Consider the following 22,278-nt stretch of genomic DNA (forward strand, 5'->3'; position numbering starts at 1 on the left):
CCCCAAATGGTATGCTTGCGCTATGAGCCAAACACATTTATCTAATCAAAAATTTGCCGACCTTCCTCTACATCCAGAGGTTAAACAGGCACTTGCCGAGAACGGCTTCGAATTTTGTACGCCAATTCAGGCGTTATCATTACCCGTATTACTTCAATCAAAAGACATCGCCGGCCAAGCCCAAACGGGCACAGGTAAGACAATGGCGTTTTTGGTTGCCACATTTAACCATTTATTGTCGACACCAGTCCCTGAGAACCGTCAGTTAAATCAGCCGCGCGCCATCATTATGGCTCCAACCCGTGAGCTGGCGATTCAAATTGCGAAAGACGCGATTCTCCTTGCCAAGCATAGCCACCTAAAAGTGGGTATTGTTTATGGCGGTGAAAGCTATGATATTCAACGTAAAGTGCTCGACCAAGGTGTTGATATCTTAATCGGAACGACTGGGCGTATTATCGATTATGTGCGTCAGGGCATTATTAGCTTAAATGCGATTCGAGCCGTGGTGTTAGATGAAGCCGACCGTATGTTTGACCTCGGTTTTATCAAGGATATCCGTTTCCTCTTCCGACGTATGCCTAGTGCCGATCAGCGCCTGAATATGCTGTTTTCGGCGACACTTTCGATGAAAGTTCAAGAACTCGCCTACGATCATATGAATGATCCTGTGAAAGTCGAAATTGCCCCCGAAGAAAAAACCTCCAAGAATATCAAAGAAGAAATTTTCTATCCTTCCCAAGAAGACAAAATGCGTTTGCTGCTGACGCTGATTGAAGAAGATTGGCCAGAGAAAGCCATTGTTTTTTCAAACACTAAACACAGCTGTGAAAACCTATGGTCTTGGCTTGAAGGTGATGGTCATCGCGTCGGTTTGCTGACGGGTGATGTGCCGCAGAAGAAACGTATTCGTATTCTTGAGCAATTTACCCAAGGCCAATTAGATATTTTGGTCGCGACCGATGTTGCGGCGCGCGGGCTGCATATTTCCGATGTTTCCCACGTCTACAATTATGATTTACCTGATGATTGTGAAGATTACGTCCACCGTATTGGTCGCACTGGGCGTGCGGGTAACAAAGGTGTCTCTGTCAGTTTTGCCTGTGAAGAATACGCACTGAATCTGCCTGCGATTGAAAGCTATATCAATCACTCCATTCCCGTGAGTAATTATGACCGTGATGCGCTGCTGGATGATATTCCGCCGCCGGTTAAAATTCATCGCAAACATCCTGCAGGTGCACGCAATTTACGTGAGCGCTCTGGTGCTGGGCGACCACAAGGTGCCCATCGTAGTGGTGGACGTCCACCTCGCCATGACAGGACGCGTAGACAGCCTTAAATGCCAACACCCGCTTATGCCGCCATTACTTTAGGCTCTAATAGCTTTAATATGCTGATCGCTAAGACAAAAGGCGGTCAGCCTCACATTATTGCCAAATACAAACGTAAAGTAAGGTTAGCCGAAGGCATTGGCGAAGACGGCCATTTAACCGCAGAAGTGATGCAGCGAGGCTTAGATTGCCTCGCGATGTTTGCTCAAATGTTAGCGCTGCATAAAATCCATCCTAATCATGTCGCTGTAATTGCCACTGCGACGCTGCGTACCATCAATAATGCCGATGAATTTAATCAGAAGGCGATTCCGATTTTAGGTCATCCAATTGAGATTATCTCAGGCATGCGTGAGGCCGAGCTGATTTATCAAGGTATGGTGGCGACCACTTGCGGCCAAGGGCGACGTTTAGTGATCGATATTGGTGGCGCCAGTACCGAGTTTATTATTGGTGATGGTCACCAAGTTCAGTTTAAGACCAGTCTGCCTATGGGCAGCGTGACCTTTAACCGCCGCTTCTTTAACAATGCACCATTGCAAGAGCTCGACTTTGACGATGCCAAACAAGAAGTGTTGGAAGTCTTAGATGAACATAGGCAAAGGTTAAAAGACTTAGGATGGCACTGTGTGGTGGGGGCTTCTGGTGCGGTGCAATCTGTGGTTGAAGTGTTAATGCACCGAAAGCAGTCTGAAATCATTACCTTAGCTGTGTTGACACAGCTTAAAGCAGAAATCCTTGCCGAGGAAGATGCGAGTCTTGTTGGGATTATCGGCTTAAGTACCGAACGTGCACCGACATTTGCCGCTGGAGTGGCGATTTTACTCGCACTCTTTGAACTCTTAGGAATTGAGCAGTTGGCACTATCGGGCGGTGCACTGCGTGAGGGAGTGTTAGTGATGCTGGCGCAGCGGATTTTAGAAGAAGCGATTTAACTCTCAAACCCATTTTAAAAAGATAAAGGCCGTCAAGTGCACACTTGACGGCCTTTAACTTTTAATGGATTGGGTTACTTTAAGATTTCGACTAAATCTTTTTCGAGCGAAACGGTTGGACGCTCAACGATGCGGCCAATTTCTTTACCCTGTTGTAGTACGATAAAGGTGGGAATACGTTTGAAGTCGTATTTTGCCGCCAGTCCTTCTGGATCTTGCTTGCTGCGATCAACCCCGATATAAGTCACTTTGATATTAGGGTTAGCCACTTCTTCTATAATGCGAATAAAACGTGGCGTTTCGCGGTGGCAGTCTGGGCACCAAGTGCCGATGATGACGACGATTTCGGTTGGCTCAGTGATATTTTTCAGAGGTGCTAAGGATGCGGTATCTACCTGATAGCTCTTGTAACCCTCTGCAAACTCATTAAGATCTTTTACTAAATGTTGCGCTTCAACGACACCGGTTAAAATCACTTCTTGTTTCTCCTCGCTGCAGGTGGCAATCAAGCCCTGTTGTTGCTCTTCAAAGCCACAGCCGCCATTTGCTAGTGTCTGACAACTAAAAAATAACGCGGTCGTGGCGAGTAATGCTTTAACGTTATTGTGCATGATATGCCCTCGAAATCGAAGAAGAATAATGAGTTTGCATTCAAACACTAATTTTCGTTTTCTAAAAGTTGCCAATGAGTTTGCTGCAAGCCAGATCACGTATCGCTAATGTAAAACTTGCTTCTGCCCGCAAAAAGTTAGCTATTGCTCCAATAACTTAGCGAGGATAGGTTTATTCGCCTCAGGGAAATCGTAACGACTTAGCTCATGCTTATCGACCCAAGCAATCTGTTGTCCTTCAAGCCCTTGCGCCTCTCCAGTAAACTCAGTAACAGTATGAATATCGAGTAATACTTGTTTATCTGGATAATCGTAGCTTAGCGCCATAAAAGACTCGCTTGCGCTGACGATGAGCGCGACTTCCTCTTTTAACTCACGAATCAAGGCTTGGGTGACGGTTTCGCCCTGTTCGACCTTGCCTCCTGGAAATTCCCACTTACCGCCTTGATGTAAATGTTCGGGGCGCTTAGCGAGTAGGATTTGCCCATTAGGGTTGAGGATGATGCCGACGGCAACATGAATGCGTTTTGTCATAAAATTCTGCTTATAAAAGACTGATTATTGAGTATTACTCTTTGAAAAAGCTTTCTTCGTCGTAACCGAGTTCATCTAACGCATCGAGGTCAAACTCAGATTTGACCGGAATAGCGTGTTTTTCGGAGGCCCAATCACCGAGGTCAATCATCTTGCAGCGCTCGCTACAAAAGGGTTTGAATTCCGATTGAGGGACCCATTCTACTGGGGTTTTACAAATTGGACAGTTGACGGTTAACGGCATAATAGACTTCTCCTTAGCAGTCGACTGAAATAACAAGGGAATCGCTGAGTATCGCAATTATGCGGCTTTAACTCGGCAGCAGCTTAGAGGTCGTTAGTGTAAAGGCTTCAAGCACAGGTCGCTAGTAGGAATTCGATGCTGCGGTCAGAGTGGCGCTGTTGGTCGAATTGCACAAAGTGGATGGCGTAGCGATTGCGATGACCACTGATGGTGGGGTAGCAGCCGTGGGCGGCATCGACTTTGACTCGTACTAGCGAGAGTGCTTGAGCGCTATCACCTTGGTAAAAACCGGCATGGGCGGTGGCATTATCGAAATGGGCGGTACTGCGAGTTAACTGAAGCAAAAGCGTGATGGGATTGAGTAAAGGATCAAAATGGCTGATCCACGCTTTATAGTCTTGCAGCCTTTCTTCCCAGGGTTTGGCGAGCCAAAAATGCAGCTGGGGAAGGTCGAAGTTGCAACAGGCGCCCGGCATACCAAAACGCTGTCGCAGGGCAGAAAGAAAGCGGTCTTGTTTGAGTTGGCTGCCACAGCGCTCGGGACGTTGTAGCGGCTCTCTGGCTTGCATTAATGCTTGAATGTAAAACTCAATTTGTTCGTTATCAGCATGGTCGAGCTCTTGCCATTTACTCAGTTGCAGCAGATTGCGCTCGATATCTTTAAGGACTTCACTGCGATAGTCGCAACGCTCCGATAATTCGCACAGGGAAAAAAGAGGGTAGAAACATCTATGCTGGTGGTCGTGATTTAGATTATTACTGAGCTGTTTATTGAGATATTCGAGCCGCAAGTAGCTACGGATTTTCTCATTTAAAGGCTGTTCATAAACTAAGTCAGTCATGGGCGTCGTGATTACCGGATAATTGTAAATAGCGCTGGTGCAATGCTTGCACCTCTTGTTTTAGTGTTGATATCTCTCCCTGATTATCAATTACGTCGTCGGCTCTGGCGAGCTTTTCACTGCGACTACATTGGCTATTAATGATGTTATTTACTTGAGCTGCATCGACATTATCCCGCTTTACGGTACGGCTGATTTGCAACTCCGGCGAAATATCCACCACTAAAGTCCGATTGACTAACCTATCTAACCCGTTCTCAAATAGCAAGGGGACAACCATAATTACATAGTCAGAGGTCGCATTTTCGACTTGAGAAAGCATTTCTTGGCGGATCATTGGGTGAAGTAATTGATTCAACCATTGACGTTCTTGCTCATCGCTAAATACCCGTTGCCGCAATTGTGCTCGGTCAAGCTCACCAGCTTCAGTTAATACTTCAGTGCCGAAGTGAGCGATAATGGCTTCGAGCCCTTTTGATCCTTTTGCTACCACTTCGCGAGCAACAACATCGGCATCGACTAAATCGACACCTTCTTCGGCAAATAGATTAGCAACAGTAGTTTTACCGCTACCAATGCCACCCGTTAGACCTACGACAAACTTGGACATAAAACTCTCTTAAAAGCGAAGAAGGACGTTACGCTGCTAGGACCTATAAGGCCGAAGCCTGTTCTATAACGTGCTTAGATACCAATCCACTATAGGCTGTCCCCATATTAGGGCGATCCAACCTGCTGCGGCAATATAAGGCCCAAAGGGGATTGGATTAGCAAGCTGATTACGCTTGCTAATTATTAGACTGATACCGACAACCGCGCCGACTAAAGAAGAGAGTAAAATCACCAGCGGCAGCATTTGCCAACCGAGCCAAGCACCAAATACGGCAAGCAGTTTAAAATCGCCATAACCCATGCCTTCTTTACCCGTTAACAGCTTAAACAACCAAAAAATCGACCATAAACTTAAATAGCCAACAGCAGCACCGATAATGGCATCGGTTGGATTGGTAAAGGTATGGTTGAGGTTAATCAGTAATCCTAGCCATAACAGTGGAAGGGTCATTTGGTCTGGAAGTAGCATTTCATCCAGATCGATACCCGTTAATGCAATTAATACAAAGGTTAATATTGCAGCAAAAATAAATTGCCAGCTTGGCCCAAAATGCCAAGCGAGTGTTGCAACGAGTAACCCTGTTATTAGCTCAATAATCGGGTAGCGTGAGGAGATTGGCGTATTACAGGCAGCGCATTTTCCCCTCAACATTAACCAACCTAAGATGGGTAAATTATGCCAAGGCTTGATGGCGGTTTTACATTTAGGGCAGGCAGAGCCAGGTACCACTAGATTGTATTTTTCAGGATAGTTATCTATAGGCTTGTTAAGCTTTTCTAAACCCACTTGTTTGATGACATCTGCATGATATTCCTGCAGATACTGATTACACTCCTGTTGCCATTCGCGCTTCATCATCACCGGAAAACGGTGAATAACCACATTTAAAAAGCTACCAATAGTGGCTGCAAACACAAAACTTAATAAGATAAAAAGCCATGGTGCTTGGTCAAAGGTGTGACCCAATAAAGTGAAAAATTCAGTCATTATTTTTACTTAATTATATTGTTCAATGTAAAACGGATTTTGGGCGTCGAGGACGCTTCGCTGCTCTAGAATCTAAAAGGCCGCAGCCCGCTTTTGCTAGCTGCTGCGCTTTTTGCAACCTTCTAACCGCTAACCACTTTACCCATTTGGAAGATAGGTAAATACATAGCGACAATAAGGCCACCAACAACAGTACCAATCACCACCATCATAATGGGTTCAATTAGGCTGGATAAACCATCGACAGCGTCGTCTACTTGCATCTCATAGATGGTTGAAACCTTATTGAGCATATTATCGAGCGAGCCAGATTCTTCGCCAATCATCACCATTTGGATCAACATATCGGGGAATAATCCGGTCGTACGCATAGCCACGTTCATTTGCATCCCGGCCATTACTTCTTGGCGGATTTTTAAGATAGCCTTACGGTATACCGCATTGCCCGATGCCCCAGCGGCGGATTCTAAGCCGTCAATTAAGGGGACACCCGCCGCAAAGGTGGTCGCTAAAGTGCGGGCAAAACGTGCCATAGCGCCTTTATGTAAAATTGGCCCGATAGCAGGAATTTTTAAAATGACTTCATCCACTCTATCCCTCACTATCTGTGAGTTTCGGTGGGCGCGGACAAATAAAAACACACCAGCCACAATCGCGCCCAAAAAGATATACCAAGAGGATTGTAGGCCGCGGGAGATATGCAACACCAATTGGGTAAATGCTGGTAGCTCGGCGCCAAAGCCTTTAAAAATATCTTCAAATTGTGGCACTACAAAGAGTAAAAGCAGGGTTGTGACTAAAACCGCGACTATAACTACTGCTGCCGGATAAAACATGGCTTTTTTAATTTTTGATTTTAATGCTTCAGACTTTTCACGGTAAGTCGCAATACGATCAAACACTACATCGAGTGAGCCTGAATGTTCACCCGCAGCAACTAAATCGACATAAAGATCATCAAAATAACGTCGGTGGGGACGCAAAGCATCGGACAATGGAATACCCGATTGGATTTCTGAAAGAATCGTTGCCAGCAGCTCACGCATTTTTGCTTTTTCATGGCCACGACCCAGTAATTCAATCGTGGTCACTAATGGCACCCCAGCGGCAAGCATAGTAGCAACTTGCCGAGTTACCATAGCAATATCCATAGGAGTGATTTTGGCATCGCCTAATTTAAACAGGGCGGCCGATTGTTTGCGTACGGTTTTAGGATTTACTCCTTGAGATTTGAGCTGACTGCGGATTTCGGCCGCAGAAGCCCCCCTCAGCTCACCACTGGTTTTCTGACCGTCGCGATTAACACCTTTCCATTCAAAGGTATAAATTTTAGGTTGGCTTTTTTGCTCCATTTTTTTGGAGCGAGGCTTTTTTGTTGTCGTTGCCGTAGCCATAAATTATCCCTGTTGGTTTTAGAGCGCGCCGCGTGCCGTTCACGCTACTTTTTATCGCTGTTAAGTGTTCTCTAATTGCTTGTTAACCAAAGCTCGTAACCCGATTGACTTCGGCAATACTGGTAACACCTTGGACGACCTTTAGCAGCCCTGACTGACGCAGGTCGCGCATGCCTTGAGCCTTGGCTTGATCTGCTATCTGCAATGAATTGCCACCTTCCATAATAGTACGGGCAATTTCATCTGACATCTTCATCACTTCGTAAATACCTACCCGTCCTTTATAGCCACCAGAACAATGTTCACAACCCACAGGTTTAAAGGTGGTAAACCCTTGAGCGATTTGCTCATCGGTAAAGCCTAAGCGTTGTAGTTCATGTTCGGGTATCTGTTCGGGTTGTTTGCATTCTGGGCAAAGCCGCCGTGCAAGGCGCTGAGCAATAATTAAATTAACTGAGCTGGCAATATTATAGCCGGGTACGCCCATATTAATTAAACGGGTGAGCGTTTCTGCCGCTGAGTTAGTATGCAGGGTCGATAATACTAAGTGACCAGTTTGCGCGGCTTTAATGGCAATTTCGGCGGTTTCAAGGTCACGGATTTCCCCGACCATCACCACATCGGGGTCTTGACGCAAAAACGAACGTAGTGCTGAGGCGAAGGTTAAACCCGCTTTTAAATTAATATGGACTTGGTTTACCCCCTCAAGGTTAATTTCCACCGGATCTTCGGCGGTGGAAATATTACGCTCGGCGGTATTGAGGATATTTAAGCCTGTGTAGAGCGAAACGGTTTTACCCGACCCCGTTGGGCCTGTCACTAATATCATGCCCTGGGGTTTGGCTAGCATCTCAAGGTAAAGCTTTTCTTGATCGGGTTCGTAACCGAGTTTTTCGATACCGAGCTGGGCGGAAGAAGAATCTAATATCCGCATTACAATCTTCTCGCCCCACAGGGTCGGCAATGTACTTACCCGAAAGTCAATCGACTTAGTGCGGGATAGCTTCATTTTAATCCGGCCATCTTGGGGAACGCGGCGCTCGGCAATATCCAGCTTCGACATTACCTTTAAGCGTGCCGAGAGTCGCCCTGCTAAACTAATGGGCGGTTCTGAGACCTCATGCAAAATACCATCGATACGAAAACGGATACGGTAGCGTTTTTCATAGGGCTCAAAATGTAAGTCAGAGGCGCCTTTACGAATGGCATCGGTTAATATTTTATTGATATAAATAACAATAGGGGCGTCATCACTGGCTTCGCCTGCGTTTTCTTCTTGGCGCTTATCGGTATCGGTAACTTCGATACCGGCAAGTGCTGCTTCATCCATGCCGCTTAAATCAAGGCCAGTAATATCTTCTTCTAGTACCTTTTCAAGGGCCTTAGCGAGCTTATCTTCTTCCACCAAAATCGCTTCGGCATGTAGGCCTGCACTAAATTGAAATTCCTCAAGGGCGGCAATATTGGTGGGATCGGAAGTGGCGATATATAGGCGATTGCCGCGCTTAAATAGTGGTAAACAGCGATGTTTTTCAATCAGTTTTTTGTTAAGAAACTCTTCGGGAATGGCACTAATATCAAATTCGGCTAAATCCAGCAGCGGGGTGCCATATTCCTCATAGCAAAGCTCGGCAATGCTGCGGGCCGACACTAGCTTGGTCTGCACTAAGGTAGTGACTAAGGTTTGTTTGTTTTGGCGGGATTTAGTGATGGCACTTGCCATCTGCTCTTCATTAAGCAGACCTTTACGGATGAAAAGGGTGGATAATCCCAGGTGAAGGCCAGCGGATGGCATGAAAAACTCCTATCTCCATTAGTTTTTCCATCATAGCGGCAAAAAGGTTATTTGTCATATATAAAAAAGCTCAAATAATCAGAAAAAAATGAGTATCATCATAAGGATGCGAATTTATATACCGCTTGCAAAAGTGGCAATGTTTTACCATAAACTGTACTGTGGATTAATGGTCGATAAATAACAATGCCTTATCTTCAAGTCGCTCCGATTTACTTGACTAGAACGCGCAAATAATCGGTCATTTGGCGATAAAATCTAACGCTCACCATCGGGGATAAATGCATGATGGTATGCTCAATTAAGGATGCAAATATTGAAATCAATCCCGATTGTTAGCCGGATTATCCTGCTCACTTTCTTCGCGCTATTTTTTCTTGGGTCGGTATTATCTGGTTATATCACTGGTTATCTGGGCGTGGATAATGCTTATGATCTTAAGCGAATACTGGTTGTCCTATTTATCGTGTGTTCAGCGGTTGGCCTTTTGTGGCGACCGAGTATTCCAATAATTGTCCCATCGTCTTTTACACTGTGGGTGGTGGCAAGCCTATTTATACTCGGTTTGTTATCAACCTTTTTTAGCCAGCATCCATTTTGGTCATTCGTTGAATTAGCCAATTTTTTATTATTGCTCAGTTTGTTTTACGTCATTGGTGTACTGATTGCGGATATAGGCAGAACTGCTGCGCTGCAATACTTTTTTGGGTTTGCATTATTTTTCTCGGTTTGTATTGCGGTTAAGTTTTTTTTGCTGCTGCTATTTCATGCCCTTGATGACAATCGGCCCGATGTGCATTCTTTAGTGGCTGGCTTTATGAATGTAAGGTTTTTCAACCAGTTGCAAGTTATGCTGCTGCCGCTGTTGTGTTTGTCTTTTTATATCGAACCACTTAAAAAATATAAACGGGCAGCCATGGTGACCTTTAGTGTGTTGTGGTTAATCCTGCTGCAATCGGAGGCTCGCGGCGCAGTACTAGCACTGCTAGTGGCGGCTGTTGTGGTATATCGCTTTTTATCTACCGATCTGCGTAAAGGGTTTATTCGCCCCATTATGAAGGCGGTGGCTTTCGGCACGCTTTTATGGCTGGTGCTGATCATTATTATTCCACTGTTTATTTTTGATAGCCCAATTTGGCAACTAAGAACCAATAGCTCAGGCCGGATTGATATGTGGATTTATATTTTGCAGGCGATCCCTGAACGTATTGGCTTAGGTTACGGGCCAATGAGTTTTGCATGGGCAGAAGCAAGACCTTTACCTAATGCTCACCCACATAATGCCCTCATGCAGTTTTTATATGAGTTTGGTGTGGTTGCATTTATCTTGGCTACGAGCTGGTCGCTGATAACATTATGGGCAATATTAAAGTGGCTTACCTTATTACGGGAAAAAGTAGGGGAAAACCTGAGTGAGCATTTGGCTAAAAACTCACAAAGTAGCCTCGACACAGGCTCACATATAGGCATAGAGAAGGACACTACTGATATAGTATTGGTATTTGCCCTGTTTACACTATGGATTTATGCCATGTTTGATGGGGTAATTGTAATGCCATTATCCCAAGCATTATTGATGGCATTATTGGCACTTAATTGCCACCACTATCAATCGCGAGTGATTGCATTACCTTGGAAAGTGGTATTAATGGCAGCCGTGATAACCTGTGCTGCACTATTAATCGAAAGCCTTAATGAGGCCACGCTAAATCAGCAAATGTTTCCAAGACTATGGTTAACAGGAATAATTAATTGATATCGATAAAAAAGCCCCTTTAAAGGGGCTTGATAATAAACTACGATATTATTAGCTACCGATACCAGCGGCTTTTTTACAGAGAGCTAAATCGGCGTCGGTTCCAGTTCCAACTTTATCCATTGCGAAGGTAACAGAACCAGTACTGGTGAATGTTGCTGTGAGCTTACATTTTGCTTCGGTCCACACCAACGTAATGCCGTTATCCTGGGTTACGTCACTTATAGTGGTAAATTTAGGATTAGCATTAACTTCTGCTTTGATTGTTGAACATCCAACACCAGTTTGAATACAGGTTGGGATTTTTTGTGCAAATGTAGAAACACCTTTCATTGCACCGCTACCTTGAGCAGATGTTACATAGTCTTTATAAGCTGGCAATGCTACAGCAGCCAAAATACCGATAATGGCTACTACAATCATTAATTCGATCAAGGTGAAACCCTGAGCATTCTTATTCATTTTGATACCTTTCATTTTTAACTCCAATACAGTGCAAAGTGTCATTTATCGATTGTGTTCGTTTCGGCTGCTTATCTTAATTGCTTGGCATGAATTGCTGGTTTTTTGGCTAGCGACAATTCACTTTGAGCTCATTTTGATAAGGAAGGCCGAAACGGCCATCTCGCCTGTGGTAAAAGTTAGTACAAAGTTAAGTAAATTGAAACTACTTTTACGCATAAAGTATTAATTAAATGATTATTTTGTCTAAAAACTTGATGCTAAAACGTATTGCGTTCTAACAAAGTATTGACAATGTTAGTTAAGTTGACGCAATTAACACAGAGTCAAAACATCGACGCAAGTTATACCTGTTTTTAATCTGCGTATTTAGTGGGGTTATGCTGTAAAGGTGAGGGTTTAGATTCTAGGGCGTTGCTGCGCAACGGCTAGGACGCTGGCAAGCTCATTCTAGAATCTAGAATCTAGAATCTAGAATCTAGAATCTAGAATCTAGAATCTAGAATCTAGAATCTAGGAGCTACGAGCTACGAGCTACGAGCTAGGCCCTAGGAACTATTCCCTAGAGCCTATAACCTTCTTTTTAACCTTTCAGTCGCATTGATAGATCTAAGGCGCGAACATGCTTGGTGAGGGCGCCAACGGAGATATAGTCAACCCCAGTTTTGGCAAATTCTGCCAAGGTATCTAAGGTGACATTGCCTGAAACTTCAAGTTTTGCACCGCTGCCTTTCGCTTTGTACAGATTATTCAGCTCGACGGCTTCGACCATCATGGTGATATCAAAGTTATCTAACATAATGATATCTGTGCCTGAATCTAGCGCTAATGCCAGTTCTTCTAGTGATTCGACTTCGACTTCTACGGGTTTATTAGGATGTAAACTGCGCGCTGCATCCACTGCTTGGCGTATGCCACCACAGGCCATAATGTGATTTTCTTTAATTAAGAAGGCATCAAACAGACCGATTCGATGGTTTTTACCACCGCCACAGGTCACTGCGTATTTTTGAGCCGTGCGGAGTCCTGGGATGGTTTTGCGAGTATCGAGCAGGCGTGTGTGAGTGCCCGCTAACTTATCGACATAGTGTTTTGTCAGCGTCGCCACTCCTGACAAAGTCTGAATAAAGTTCATTGCCGTGCGCTCGCCCGTCAGCAGGGTGCGGGCAGGGCCTGATAATTCACATAACACTTGGTTTGGCAGCACGAGATCGCCATCATCAACATGCCAGTGCAGGGCAACTTCGCCACCTAATTGATTAAAGACTTGTTCGGCCCAAGCTTTTCCGCAAAAAACGCCTTCTTCACGGGTGATTAGGGTTGCTTCAGCATATTTATCAGCAGGAATAAGTTGGGCGGTAATATCGCCGTAGGCAATGGCTTTGCTGTGCTCGTTGATCTCGGTTCCACCAAGGTCTTCATTGAGGGCGGTTTTTACGGCGTGGCGAATATCGTTCTCTAGCATGATTGGGTCCTTGCATTCTTGCATGCCACAGATGGCGTGCTTGAAATTGCTTGCTTGCTTGCATTTAGGGCTAAGATTACCACCTCGTGCGGGTGATAAAAAGTCACACGGATTTGGCCGAGTAATATTATCGTGCCGAAAAATAGCGATTTTGTTTGCGGCAGGTTATTTCTGGCTTGTCATTGAATTGCATATATTCAGTCACTTAATGCTGTTAGAGTAGTGCAGTTATTGCGGTATTTAAGGGGGAAATATGGGCTTTGATGCCGGATGGTTTACCTCGGCGCGGCGCTGTGAATCACCACATTTTAACCGTCGGCCCTTTGGAGAGATCAGCCTGTTGGTGATCCACAATATTAGTTTGCCCGCGGGATGCTTTGGGCTGCCTTATATTGATCAATTATTTCAAGGGTGTTTAGATACCAGTGCCGATGAAAGTTTCGCCGATTTAGCTGGGCTGCAGGTGTCAGCACATTTTTTAATTCGCCGCGATGGCGAATGTGTGCAGTATGTGAGTTGTGAAGATAGAGCTTGGCACGCGGGTGTATCCCGTTATGGCGAAAGGGAAAATTGTAATGATTTCTCTATTGGTATTGAACTTGAAGGTACGGATACTGAGCCCTATACTGCCGCCCAATATCAGCAACTTACCGCATTGACCCAAGCTTTATTGGCACAATATCCTGCGTTAACCGCAGAGCGGATTGTGGGACATTGTGATATTGCGCCAATGCGGAAGACTGACCCAGGCCCAAGCTTTGACTGGCAAAGATATTTAGCGGCGCTGCGCGACTTTTAGTATCTAGGACGTTGCTGCGCAACTGCTAGGACGCAGCAAAAGCACAGCTCTAGGACGCAGCAAAAGCACAGCTCTAGGACGCCACTTCGTGGCTCTATAACCTAGAATCTAGGGCCTAGAAGGGCGAAGCCCGCGCTGTTTGTTTCTAGCCTGTCCAGCTTTTTTTACAAGGAGTATTACCGATGGCATTATTTTCATTATTGGTCGCCATTCTCGTAGAACGATTGAAGTTTCTTCCTGCCTCCTGGCAATGCGATCGCGTGCTGCAATCCTATCAATCGACCTTTTTTGGGGATAAAGCTTCTCTTACTAGTACTAACATGTTGCTCGCCCTCGTGTTACCGGCTTTGGTCGTGCATGTTTTGGGGTGGGTTGCGTCTGGCATGTTTTGGGGTTTATTAACCCTTGCCCTGTGGGTGGTAGTGGCAATTATTTGCTTTAATCATCAAAAACAGCGCGATAGCTTCAAAAAGTATATGCAGGCGGCGTGTCGCTCCGATGTGCAAGCCTGTTACCACTATGCCGCCGAACTAGATTGCAGTGAGTGTTTGGATGCGGTGTCTGAAAAAGACTTAGGCGCTAAGGTCGGGCAGAGTGTTGCCTGGATTAACTATCGTTATTACGGCGCAGTGGCATTATGTTTTATCTTCCTAGGCCCAGTCGGCGCGGTGTTATATTGCACCGCCCGCTTTTATGCCGAAGAGAATGTGCGTAAGTCGCTTAATTTACCGCTGATTGAAGATATTATGTTTGTTATGGATTGGATCCCGAGTCGGATATTTTCCTTTGGCTATGCGCTCAGCGGTCAGTTTAGTGAAGGGCTCTCGGCGTGGCGTGACCATGCTTCAAATATTCATGCGAGTGCCAGACGAGTGGTGACAGAAACCGCTTTAGCGGCGCAGCCGCTGCCGGAGGAGTCGAGTGCACCAGTTTGTGTACAATCGACCTTAGCATTATTAGTCTTAAGTAAACGCAACTTTACGCTGATGGTTGCTGTGCTATCGCTGTTGACCATTTTTGGGTTGGTGAGTTAATAAGAAGGACACTGCGCGGCTTCTAGAATTTAGGACGCCACTTCGTTGCTCTAGCACCTAGAACCTAAAATCTAGAATCTATAAGGGCGCAGCCCGTTCTGCTTTTTCTAGCAGCTGCGCTTTTGCAGCGTTCTAGAATCTAGCACCTAGCACCTGCTCTTGCTGTGGTTTAATGGTCTGACCCCATGATGAGTTTTTTAGGCTATGCTCTCTCATCGTGAGCGGTTTTGGATGGGATCACCTTTTAAGGTCGATTTTCAATCTAGACATCAAAAGTATGATTTGATAAAGTGCGCTCACTCATAAAAATTGGTAAGACCAATTTACAACGGAGCTGAGCGCCAAATGGCCTATAGTAAAATTAATCAGCCAAAAATTTCTGATGTGATCATGGCGCAACTCGAGCAGATGATCCTCGAAGGCAGTTTACAGCCGGGTCAGAAATTACCGCCGGAGCGAGAACTGGCCATCCAGTTTGAAGTGTCTCGCCCTTCCTTGCGTGAAGCCATTCAAAAGCTTGAGGCGAAAGGGCTATTAATGCGCCGTCAAGGCGGTGGCACTTATGTCAAAGAACAACTCTGGCAGAGTCTTGCCGATCCTATCGTTGAATTAATGACTGCCGATCCAGAAAGCCAATACGACTTGCTGGAGTTCCGTCATGCGACCGAAGGCATGATGGCCTATTTTGCCGCGTTGCGTGGCACAGACGCCGATATGCAAAATATCAAGCGTATGATCCTTGAGGTGGAAGCCGCCACCAATATCGAACAACAAGCCGCTGCCATTGTGCGTTTTTACCGCGCAGTAGCTGAAGCGTCACACAATGTGGCTATGTTGCATCTCGTACTCAGTTTAACCCCTGTGCTGCATAAGAATGTGGCGCAAAACTTGGAGCTTTTAAGCCGCCGCGAAGAAGCCTCCACTATGGCCAACGATCACAGACGTGCTCTGCTCGCTGCTATCGTTCGTCGTGATCCTGAAGCCGCCAGAGAAGCCTCGAATGAACACTTAAGTTACATCGAAGAGGTGATGTTATCTGTGCGGGAAGAAGATAGCCGGTTGCAGCGAAGTTTGCGCCGTTTAAAGAGTGGCGCTTAAGTTCCCGACTTTAGCACTCGCTAAAGCGGAATATGCCGCAAACACCATTCATCATCATGTATATAGAGAAGGACAGTGTCATGTCTGAAGATATGCTACAAGACTTAGATCCGTTAGAGACTCAGGAATGGGTTGACGCCCTGCAAGCTGTATTAGAACAGGAAGGCCCTGAACGCGCCCATTTCTTATTAGAGAAACTGATCGATAAAGCCCGTCGCAACGGCACGCACTTGCCTTACACTGCGACCACGGCCTATTTGAACACTATTCCTGCGGGTCAAGAGCCGCACATGCCAGGCAACCAAGAGATGGAACGTCGCATTCGCGCTATCATCCGTTGGAACGCCTTAGCTATGGTTCTGCGTGGTTCTAAGAAAGATTTAGAGTTAGGCGGCCATATTTCGAGTTTCGCGTCGAGCGCAACCATTTATGACGTGTGCTTCAACCACTTCTTCCGCGCGCCAAACGAGAAAGACGGCGGCGACTTAGTGTATTTCCAAGGCCATATCGCTCCAGGTATCTACGCCCGTTCATTCTTAGAAGGTCGTTTAACTGAAGATCAGCTGGCTAACTTCCGTCAAGAAGTGGATGGCAAAGGTTTATCTTCTTATCCGCACCCTAAGTTGATGCCTGACTACTGGCAATTCCCAACGGTTTCTATGGGTCTGGGTCCAATCCAAGCGATTTACCAAGCTCGCTTCTTAAAGTACCTGACTGACCGTGGTCTGAAAGATTGTTCTGAGCAAACCGTATACTGCTTCTTAGGTGACGGTGAGTGTGACGAGCCAGAAGCCTTAGGTGCTATCGGTTTAGCTGCCCGTGAAGAATTAGACAATTTAGTCTTTATCATCAACTGTAACCTGCAACGTCTGGACGGCCCAGTACGCGGTAACGGTAAGATCATCCAAGAACTGGAAGGCGAATTCCGCGGCGCTGGCTGGGAAGTGGTGAAAGTGATTTGGGGTCGTTACTGGGATCCATTATTGGCCCGTGATACCAGTGGTAAGTTACTGCAGTTAATGGAAGAAACCGTTGATGGTGAATACCAAAACTGTAAAGCCAAAGGTGGCGCTTATACTCGCGAACACTTCTTCGGCAAATACCCAGAAACCGCCGAAATGGTAGCGAACATGTCAGACGATGACATTTGGCGCTTAAACCGTGGTGGTCATGACCCAGTTAAAGTGTACGCGGCATTAGACCATGCGCGTAAGACTAAAGGTCGTCCAACAGTGATCCTAGCGAAAACCGTTAAAGGTTACGGCCTAGGTGATGCGGGTGAAGGTAAGAACATCGCCCACAACGTGAAGAAAATGGGTATCGAGTCTATCCGTTACTTCCGCGATCGTTTCAATATCCCAATTCCAGACGATCAATTAGAAGATCTGCCGTTTTACCACCCAGGTCCAGATTCGGAAGAAGTGAAGTACATGATGAGTCGTCGTGCCGCGCTGCATGGTAGCGTGCCACAACGTCGTCAGAAGTTCAGCGAAGAGCTGGAAATTCCTTCACTGAAGATTTTCGACTCGATTCTGCAGGGTTCTAACGGCCGTGAAATTTCGTCAACTATGGCGTTTGTTCGCGTACTGACTGCACTGTTAAAAGACAAGAAGATTGGCAAAAACATCGTGCCAATTATTCCTGACGAAGCGCGTACCTTCGGTATGGAAGGTCTGTTCCGTCAAGTGGGTATTTATGCTCACGAAGGCCAAAAATACGTCCCGCAAGACTCTGACCAAGTGGCTTACTACCGTGAAGATAAGTCAGGCCAAGTACTGCAGGAAGGTATTAACGAATTAGGTGCTATGTCATCTTGGGTATCGGCTGCGACCAGCTACTCAGTGAACGATGTGCCAATGATCCCATTCTACATCTACTACTCAATGTTCGGTTTCCAACGTATTGGTGACATGGCTTGGGCTGCGGGTGATATGCGTGCACGCGGCTTCTTAGTCGGTGGTACTTCTGGCCGTACAACGCTGAACGGTGAAGGTCTACAGCATCAGGATGGTCACAGCCACGTACTGGCGAACACTATTCCTAACTGTATTACCTACGATCCAACTTACGGTTATGAAATTGCGGTTATCGTTCAAGATGGTATTCGTCGTATGTACGGCGAGAGCCAAGAAGATATCTTCTACTACCTGACCACAATGAACGAAAACTATATTCAGCCTGAAATGCCAGAAGGTGCCGAGGAAGGTATCGTTAAAGGTATCTACAAGTTGGAAACGGTTAGCGGTTCGGGTAAAGGCAAAGTTCAGTTAATGAGCTGTGGCACCATTCTTGAGCAAACCCGCAAAGCGGCTCAAGCACTGGCAAAAGACTTCGGCATCACTGCCGACGTATTCAGCGTCACCAGCTTCAACGAACTGACTCGCGATGGTCAAGCGGTTGAGCGTTGGAACATGCTGCACCCAACTGAAACGCCAAAACAAGCGTATATCAGCCAAGTGATCTCCAGTGATGCTCCGGCAATCGCAGCGACTGACTACATGAAGATCTATGGCGAGCAGTTACGTGCATTTATGCCAACTGATTACAAAGTGTTAGGTACTGACGGTTTCGGTCGTTCAGACAGCCGTGACAACCTGCGTCACCACTTCGAAGTGGACGCTAAGTTCATCGTTATCGCGGCACTGAAATCTCTGGTTGATCGTAAAGAGCTGCCTGTTGATGTGTTAGCGAATGCCATCAAGGAATACGGCATCGACGCTGACAAGATCAATCCACAGTACGCGTAAGAGGCAATAAAAATGGCTGAATTAAAAGAAGTTTTTGTTCCTGATATCGGCGGCGATGAAGTACAGGTTATCGAAATCTGTGCTTCTGTGGGCGATACCTTAGCAGCGGAAGAGTCGATTCTGACCGTTGAAAGCGACAAGGCGACCATGGACATTCCTGCGCCTTTCGCGGGTGTGTTAGCCGAATTGAAAGTGGCCGTCGGTGACAAAGTCAGCGAAGGTACCTTAATTGCGATGATGCAAGCAGCGGGCACAGCTAATGTTCAAGTTGCCCCGGTTGCTCAAGCTGCCGCTCCTGCGCCAGCTCCAGCAGCACCTGCTCCAGTACAAGCGGCTCCTGCCCCTGTGGCTGCCGCGCCAGCCACGGGTGCAACCCAAGTGGTTGAAGTCACTGTGCCGGATATCGGTGGTGACACAGATGTGTCTGTTATCGAAGTCTTAGTTGCCGCTGGCGATAAGATTGAGGTGGACGCTGGCCTTATCACGCTTGAAACCGACAAAGCGACCATGGACGTACCATCGCCATTCGCGGGTGTGGTAAAAGAAGTGAAAGTGGCTGTGGGTGACAAGGTTTCTCAGGGCTCCTTAGTGATCATGCTCGAAGTGGGCGGCGCGGCACCTGTCGCAGCGCCACAAGCGAGCGCGCCAGCAGCCTCTGCACCTGTAGCTCAAGCCGCTCCTGCGGTGGCTGTTGCTCCAGTAGCCGCTGTGACGCCAGTGATTGCGGTTAAAGAAATCCAAGTGCCTGATATTGGCGATGCCAGCTATGTCGATGTGATCGAAGTGCTGGTGTCTGTGGGCGATGACATCACAGTTGACCAAGGCTTAATTACCCTTGAAACCGACAAAGCGACCATGGAAGTACCAGCGCCATTCGCCGGTAAACTGTTGTCGTTAACCGTTAAAGTGGGTGACAAGGTTTCTCAAGGTAGCGTGATTGCGACGATTGAGACTACTTCCGTTGCAACAGCAAGTGCTGGCAGTGCACCAGCGCCAGTAGCTCAAGCCGCAGCGCCTGCACCAGTCGCCCAAGAAGCGGCACCAGCACCTGCTGCAGCGCCTAGCCGTCCACCTGTGCCACATCACCCAAGTGCGGGTGCGCCAGTGGCAACCGGTGTGGTGCATGCGTCTCCTGCGGTTCGCCGTTTGGCCCGTGAATTTGGTGTGGATCTCACTCAAGTGACGGGTTCTGGCCGTAAAGGTCGCATCATGAAGGAAGACGTACAGGCGTATGTGAAGTACGAACTGTCTCGTCCTAAGGCGACAGCAGCAACTTCAGTTGCAGCGGGTAACGGTGGTGGTCTGCAAGTGATTGCTGCACCGAAAGTGGATTTCAGCAAGTTTGGTGAAGTGGAAGAAATTCCATTAAGCCGTATCCAGAAGATCTCTGGTCCAAACCTACACCGTAACTGGGTAACTATTCCTCACGTGACTCAGTTCGATGAAGCTGATATCACCGAAATGGAAGAGTTCCGTAAGCAGCAGAACGACGCGGCGGCGAAGAAAAAAGCCGATTATAAGATCACTCCGCTGGTCTTTATGATGAAAGCTGTGGCGAAAACGCTGCAACAATTCCCTGTGTTCAACTCAAGCCTAAGCAGCGACGGCGAATCACTGATCCAGAAGAAGTACTACCATATCGGTGTGGCGGTGGATACGCCAAACGGTCTTGTTGTGCCAGTGGTACGTGATGTGGATAAGAAAGGCATTATCGAGTTATCTCGTGAGCTGGCCGATATTTCTATCCGCGCCCGTGACGGTAAGCTGAAGTCTGCCGATATGCAGGGTAGCTGCTTCACTATTTCAAGCCTAGGTGGCATTGGTGGTACTGCATTTACCCCAATCGTTAACTACCCAGACGTGGCGATTTTAGGTGTGTCTAAATCTGAAATTAAGCCTAAGTGGAATGGTAAAGAATTCGAGCCTAAATTGATGTTGCCACTGTCGCTATCATACGATCACCGCGTGATCGATGGTGCTATGGCTGCACGCTTTAGCGTGACCCTGTCAGGAATTCTGTCCGATATTCGTACTTTGATTCTGTAAACAAATAAGGCTGCTCAACTTGAGTGGCCTTTTGTTTATTGTGATCAGTATCAAACACAGGTTAAAATGCGCCCACCTTACGCGCTGGCGCATTTTCGGTTGGCAGGATTACTCTCCTCCAACGGATTGAATGAGAATTAGAGGAAAACATGAGTAACGAAATCAAAACTCAGGTAGTGGTATTAGGTGCAGGTCCTGCTGGATATTCTGCTGCCTTCCGTGCGGCTGACTTAGGTCTGGAAACCGTTATCGTTGAACGTTTTAGCACTTTAGGTGGTGTGTGTCTGAACGTGGGTTGTATCCCATCTAAAGCCCTGTTACACGTTGCTAAAGTTATCGAAGAAGCCAAAGCCGTTGCTGCACACGGTGTTGTGTTCGGCGAGCCAACAATCGATTTAGACAAGTTACGCAGCTTCAAGCAAAAAGTGATCAGCCAGTTGACTGGTGGCTTAGGCGGCATGTCTAAAATGCGTAAAGTAAACGTTGTTAATGGCTTCGGTAAATTTACTGGCCCTAACAGCTTAGAAGTAACTGCTGAAGACGGTACTGTGACCGTTGTTAAGTTTGACCAAGCGATTATCGCTGCGGGTTCTCGCCCAATCAAACTGCCATTCATTCCCCATGAAGACCCACGTATTTGGGATTCGACTGACGCATTAGAACTGAAAGAAGTTCCTGGCAAACTGCTGGTTATGGGCGGCGGTATCATCGGTCTAGAAATGGGTACTGTGTATTCATCTTTAGGCAGTGAAATCGACGTGGTTGAAATGTTCGACCAAGTGATCCCTGCGGCTGACAAAGACGTTGTTCGCGTATTCACTAAGCAAATCAAGAAGAAATTCAACCTGATCCTCGAAACCAAAGTCACTGCGGTTGAAGCCCGTGAAGACGGTATCTACGTTTCGATGGAAGGTAAGAGCGCACCAACTGAGCCAGTACGTTACGATGCAGTGTTAGTGGCTATCGGTCGTACGCCAAATGGCAAGCTGATCGACGCTGAAAAAGCAGGCGTTAAGATCGACGAGCGTGGTTTCATCAACGTAGACAAGCAATTACGTACTAACGTACCGCACATCTACGCTATCGGTGACATCGTTGGTCAACCAATGCTCGCTCACAAAGGCGTGCACGAAGGCCACGTAGCGGCTGAAGTTATCGCGGGCATGAAGCACTACTTCGATCCAAAAGTCATCCCATCAATCGCTTACACAGACCCTGAAGTGGCCTGGGTTGGTCTGACTGAGAAAGAAGCGAAAGAGCAAGGTATTGCTTACGAAACCGCGACTTTCCCATGGGCTGCCTCTGGCCGTGCTATCGCTTCTGATTGCAGCGAAGGTATGACTAAGCTGATTTTCGATAAAGACACTCACCGCGTAATCGGTGGTGCTATCGTGGGTGTGAACGGTGGCGAACTGTTAGGCGAAATCGGCCTAGCAATCGAAATGGGTTGTGATGCTGAAGATTTAGCATTAACTATCCACGCGCACCCAACGCTGCACGAGTCAGTAGGTCTAGCGGCTGAAATCTACGAAGGTTCTATTACTGATCTGCCAAACCCAAAGGCAAAGAAAAAGTAAGCTGA

19 protein-coding genes are annotated in these 22,278 nt (G+C 46.7%); 9 read left to right on the top strand and 10 right to left on the bottom strand.

The genetic code is table 11. The features are described from left to right. Positions 1-22 precede the first annotated feature (22 nt). Positions 23-1,342, top strand: coding sequence for an ATP-dependent RNA helicase RhlB (gene rhlB, locus EYR25_RS08400; protein ID WP_133179290.1), 1,320 nt, complete (start codon positions 23-25; stop codon positions 1,340-1,342). Beyond that, entirely contained in the window at positions 1,343-2,269 is a 927-nt protein-coding gene (locus EYR25_RS08405) for a Ppx/GppA phosphatase family protein (protein ID WP_133179292.1), read from the top strand. It abuts the gene before it with no gap. A gap of 74 nt (positions 2,270-2,343) precedes the next feature. Here the strand turns inward: EYR25_RS08405 and EYR25_RS08410 are convergent, their stop codons facing one another. The 8 genes from EYR25_RS08410 to pilB all read right to left on the bottom strand — a co-directional run bounded on the left by EYR25_RS08410 (position 2,344) and on the right by pilB (position 9,289). After that, positions 2,344-2,880 carry a DUF6568 family protein gene (locus tag EYR25_RS08410; protein WP_133179294.1) on the bottom strand — a complete coding sequence of 179 codons (537 nt, stop codon included), beginning with the start codon at positions 2,878-2,880 and terminating at the stop codon, positions 2,344-2,346. Between the two features lie 141 nt (positions 2,881-3,021). Then, entirely contained in the window at positions 3,022-3,414 is a 393-nt protein-coding gene (gene mutT / locus EYR25_RS08415; protein ID WP_133179296.1) for an 8-oxo-dGTP diphosphatase MutT, read from the bottom strand. A gap of 34 nt (positions 3,415-3,448) precedes the next feature. After that, the gene (gene yacG, locus EYR25_RS08420; protein ID WP_011621218.1) at positions 3,449-3,658 is read right to left on the bottom strand and encodes a DNA gyrase inhibitor YacG; all 210 of its coding nucleotides are present in this window, start codon (positions 3,656-3,658) and stop codon (positions 3,449-3,451) included. Positions 3,659-3,765: 107 nt separating this feature from the next. Next, positions 3,766-4,500: a cell division protein ZapD gene (gene zapD, locus EYR25_RS08425; RefSeq protein ID WP_133179298.1), complete on the bottom strand. Its 735-nt coding sequence runs from the start codon at positions 4,498-4,500 to the stop codon at positions 3,766-3,768. Then, a complete protein-coding gene (gene coaE / locus EYR25_RS08430) occupies positions 4,493-5,110 on the bottom strand; it encodes a dephospho-CoA kinase (RefSeq protein ID WP_133179300.1) in 618 nt (205 codons plus the stop codon). The genes zapD and coaE overlap by 8 nt, the downstream gene beginning before the upstream one ends. A gap of 63 nt (positions 5,111-5,173) precedes the next feature. Then, complete coding sequence (locus EYR25_RS08435; RefSeq protein WP_133179302.1) at positions 5,174-6,100, bottom strand: prepilin peptidase; 927 nt, start codon at positions 6,098-6,100, stop codon at positions 5,174-5,176. Between the two features lie 122 nt (positions 6,101-6,222). After that, positions 6,223-7,494 (bottom strand): type II secretion system F family protein, encoded by a 1,272-nt coding sequence (locus EYR25_RS08440; protein WP_133179304.1) that lies wholly within the window; start codon positions 7,492-7,494, stop codon positions 6,223-6,225. Between the two features lie 82 nt (positions 7,495-7,576). Further along, complete coding sequence (pilB, locus tag EYR25_RS08445; protein WP_133179306.1) at positions 7,577-9,289, bottom strand: type IV-A pilus assembly ATPase PilB; 1,713 nt, start codon at positions 9,287-9,289, stop codon at positions 7,577-7,579. Between the two features lie 316 nt (positions 9,290-9,605). On the opposite strand from pilB, the gene EYR25_RS08450 reads away from it, so the two are divergent. Further along, a complete protein-coding gene (locus EYR25_RS08450; protein WP_165953480.1) occupies positions 9,606-11,045 on the top strand; it encodes an O-antigen ligase family protein in 1,440 nt (479 codons plus the stop codon). A gap of 51 nt (positions 11,046-11,096) precedes the next feature. Here EYR25_RS08450 and EYR25_RS08455 read toward each other — a convergent pair whose 3' ends face one another. Together EYR25_RS08455 and nadC are read right to left on the bottom strand one after the other, a co-directional pair. Then, positions 11,097-11,507, bottom strand: coding sequence for a pilin (locus EYR25_RS08455; protein WP_165953557.1), 411 nt, complete (start codon positions 11,505-11,507; stop codon positions 11,097-11,099). 583 nt (positions 11,508-12,090) lie between these two features. Then, entirely contained in the window at positions 12,091-12,972 is an 882-nt protein-coding gene (nadC, locus tag EYR25_RS08460) for a carboxylating nicotinate-nucleotide diphosphorylase (protein ID WP_133179313.1), read from the bottom strand. A gap of 253 nt (positions 12,973-13,225) precedes the next feature. Here nadC and ampD point away from each other — a divergent pair, with 253 nt between their 5' ends. The 6 genes from ampD (at position 13,226) to lpdA (ending at position 22,273) form a co-directional block, all read left to right on the top strand. Continuing rightward, positions 13,226-13,771: a 1,6-anhydro-N-acetylmuramyl-L-alanine amidase AmpD gene (ampD, locus tag EYR25_RS08465; RefSeq protein WP_133179315.1), complete on the top strand. Its 546-nt coding sequence runs from the start codon at positions 13,226-13,228 to the stop codon at positions 13,769-13,771. A gap of 182 nt (positions 13,772-13,953) precedes the next feature. After that, entirely contained in the window at positions 13,954-14,805 is an 852-nt protein-coding gene (ampE, locus tag EYR25_RS08470; protein ID WP_133179317.1) for a beta-lactamase regulator AmpE, read from the top strand. Between the two features lie 345 nt (positions 14,806-15,150). Further along, a complete protein-coding gene (pdhR, locus tag EYR25_RS08475) occupies positions 15,151-15,903 on the top strand; it encodes a pyruvate dehydrogenase complex transcriptional repressor PdhR (RefSeq protein ID WP_011070781.1) in 753 nt (250 codons plus the stop codon). 80 nt (positions 15,904-15,983) lie between these two features. Next, the gene (gene aceE, locus EYR25_RS08480) at positions 15,984-18,650 is read left to right on the top strand and encodes a pyruvate dehydrogenase (acetyl-transferring), homodimeric type (RefSeq protein ID WP_099457080.1); all 2,667 of its coding nucleotides are present in this window, start codon (positions 15,984-15,986) and stop codon (positions 18,648-18,650) included. Positions 18,651-18,662: 12 nt separating this feature from the next. Beyond that, complete coding sequence (gene aceF / locus EYR25_RS08485; protein ID WP_133179319.1) at positions 18,663-20,696, top strand: pyruvate dehydrogenase complex dihydrolipoyllysine-residue acetyltransferase; 2,034 nt, start codon at positions 18,663-18,665, stop codon at positions 20,694-20,696. Between the two features lie 149 nt (positions 20,697-20,845). Beyond that, complete coding sequence (gene lpdA, locus EYR25_RS08490; RefSeq protein WP_011715641.1) at positions 20,846-22,273, top strand: dihydrolipoyl dehydrogenase; 1,428 nt, start codon at positions 20,846-20,848, stop codon at positions 22,271-22,273. The last annotated feature ends 5 nt before the right edge of the window (positions 22,274-22,278 follow it).

It is taken from the genome of Shewanella decolorationis (assembly GCF_004354305.1).
GTDB classification, from domain to species: domain Bacteria; phylum Pseudomonadota; class Gammaproteobacteria; order Enterobacterales; family Shewanellaceae; genus Shewanella; species Shewanella decolorationis.

What these genes read in the sequence shown, in the direction of transcription:
- ampE (WP_133179317.1), top strand. Translation starts at nt 13,954, where the DNA reads ATGGCATTATTTTCATTATTGGTCGCCATTCTCGTAGAACGATTGAAG.
- pilB (WP_133179306.1), bottom strand. Translation starts at nt 9,289, where the DNA reads ATGCCATCCGCTGGCCTTCACCTGGGATTATCCACCCTTTTCATCCGT.
- aceE (WP_099457080.1), top strand. Translation starts at nt 15,984, where the DNA reads ATGTCTGAAGATATGCTACAAGACTTAGATCCGTTAGAGACTCAGGAA.
- rhlB (WP_133179290.1), top strand. Translation starts at nt 23, where the DNA reads ATGAGCCAAACACATTTATCTAATCAAAAATTTGCCGACCTTCCTCTA.
- zapD (WP_133179298.1), bottom strand. Translation starts at nt 4,500, where the DNA reads ATGACTGACTTAGTTTATGAACAGCCTTTAAATGAGAAAATCCGTAGC.
- yacG (WP_011621218.1), bottom strand. Translation starts at nt 3,658, where the DNA reads ATGCCGTTAACCGTCAACTGTCCAATTTGTAAAACCCCAGTAGAATGG.
- lpdA (WP_011715641.1), top strand. Translation starts at nt 20,846, where the DNA reads ATGAGTAACGAAATCAAAACTCAGGTAGTGGTATTAGGTGCAGGTCCT.
- EYR25_RS08410 (WP_133179294.1), bottom strand. Translation starts at nt 2,880, where the DNA reads ATGCACAATAACGTTAAAGCATTACTCGCCACGACCGCGTTATTTTTT.
- EYR25_RS08440 (WP_133179304.1), bottom strand. Translation starts at nt 7,494, where the DNA reads ATGGCTACGGCAACGACAACAAAAAAGCCTCGCTCCAAAAAAATGGAG.
- ampD (WP_133179315.1), top strand. Translation starts at nt 13,226, where the DNA reads ATGGGCTTTGATGCCGGATGGTTTACCTCGGCGCGGCGCTGTGAATCA.
- EYR25_RS08435 (WP_133179302.1), bottom strand. Translation starts at nt 6,100, where the DNA reads ATGACTGAATTTTTCACTTTATTGGGTCACACCTTTGACCAAGCACCA.
- aceF (WP_133179319.1), top strand. Translation starts at nt 18,663, where the DNA reads ATGGCTGAATTAAAAGAAGTTTTTGTTCCTGATATCGGCGGCGATGAA.
- mutT (WP_133179296.1), bottom strand. Translation starts at nt 3,414, where the DNA reads ATGACAAAACGCATTCATGTTGCCGTCGGCATCATCCTCAACCCTAAT.
- EYR25_RS08405 (WP_133179292.1), top strand. Translation starts at nt 1,343, where the DNA reads ATGCCAACACCCGCTTATGCCGCCATTACTTTAGGCTCTAATAGCTTT.
- nadC (WP_133179313.1), bottom strand. Translation starts at nt 12,972, where the DNA reads ATGCTAGAGAACGATATTCGCCACGCCGTAAAAACCGCCCTCAATGAA.
- EYR25_RS08455 (WP_165953557.1), bottom strand. Translation starts at nt 11,507, where the DNA reads ATGAATAAGAATGCTCAGGGTTTCACCTTGATCGAATTAATGATTGTA.
- coaE (WP_133179300.1), bottom strand. Translation starts at nt 5,110, where the DNA reads ATGTCCAAGTTTGTCGTAGGTCTAACGGGTGGCATTGGTAGCGGTAAA.
- pdhR (WP_011070781.1), top strand. Translation starts at nt 15,151, where the DNA reads ATGGCCTATAGTAAAATTAATCAGCCAAAAATTTCTGATGTGATCATG.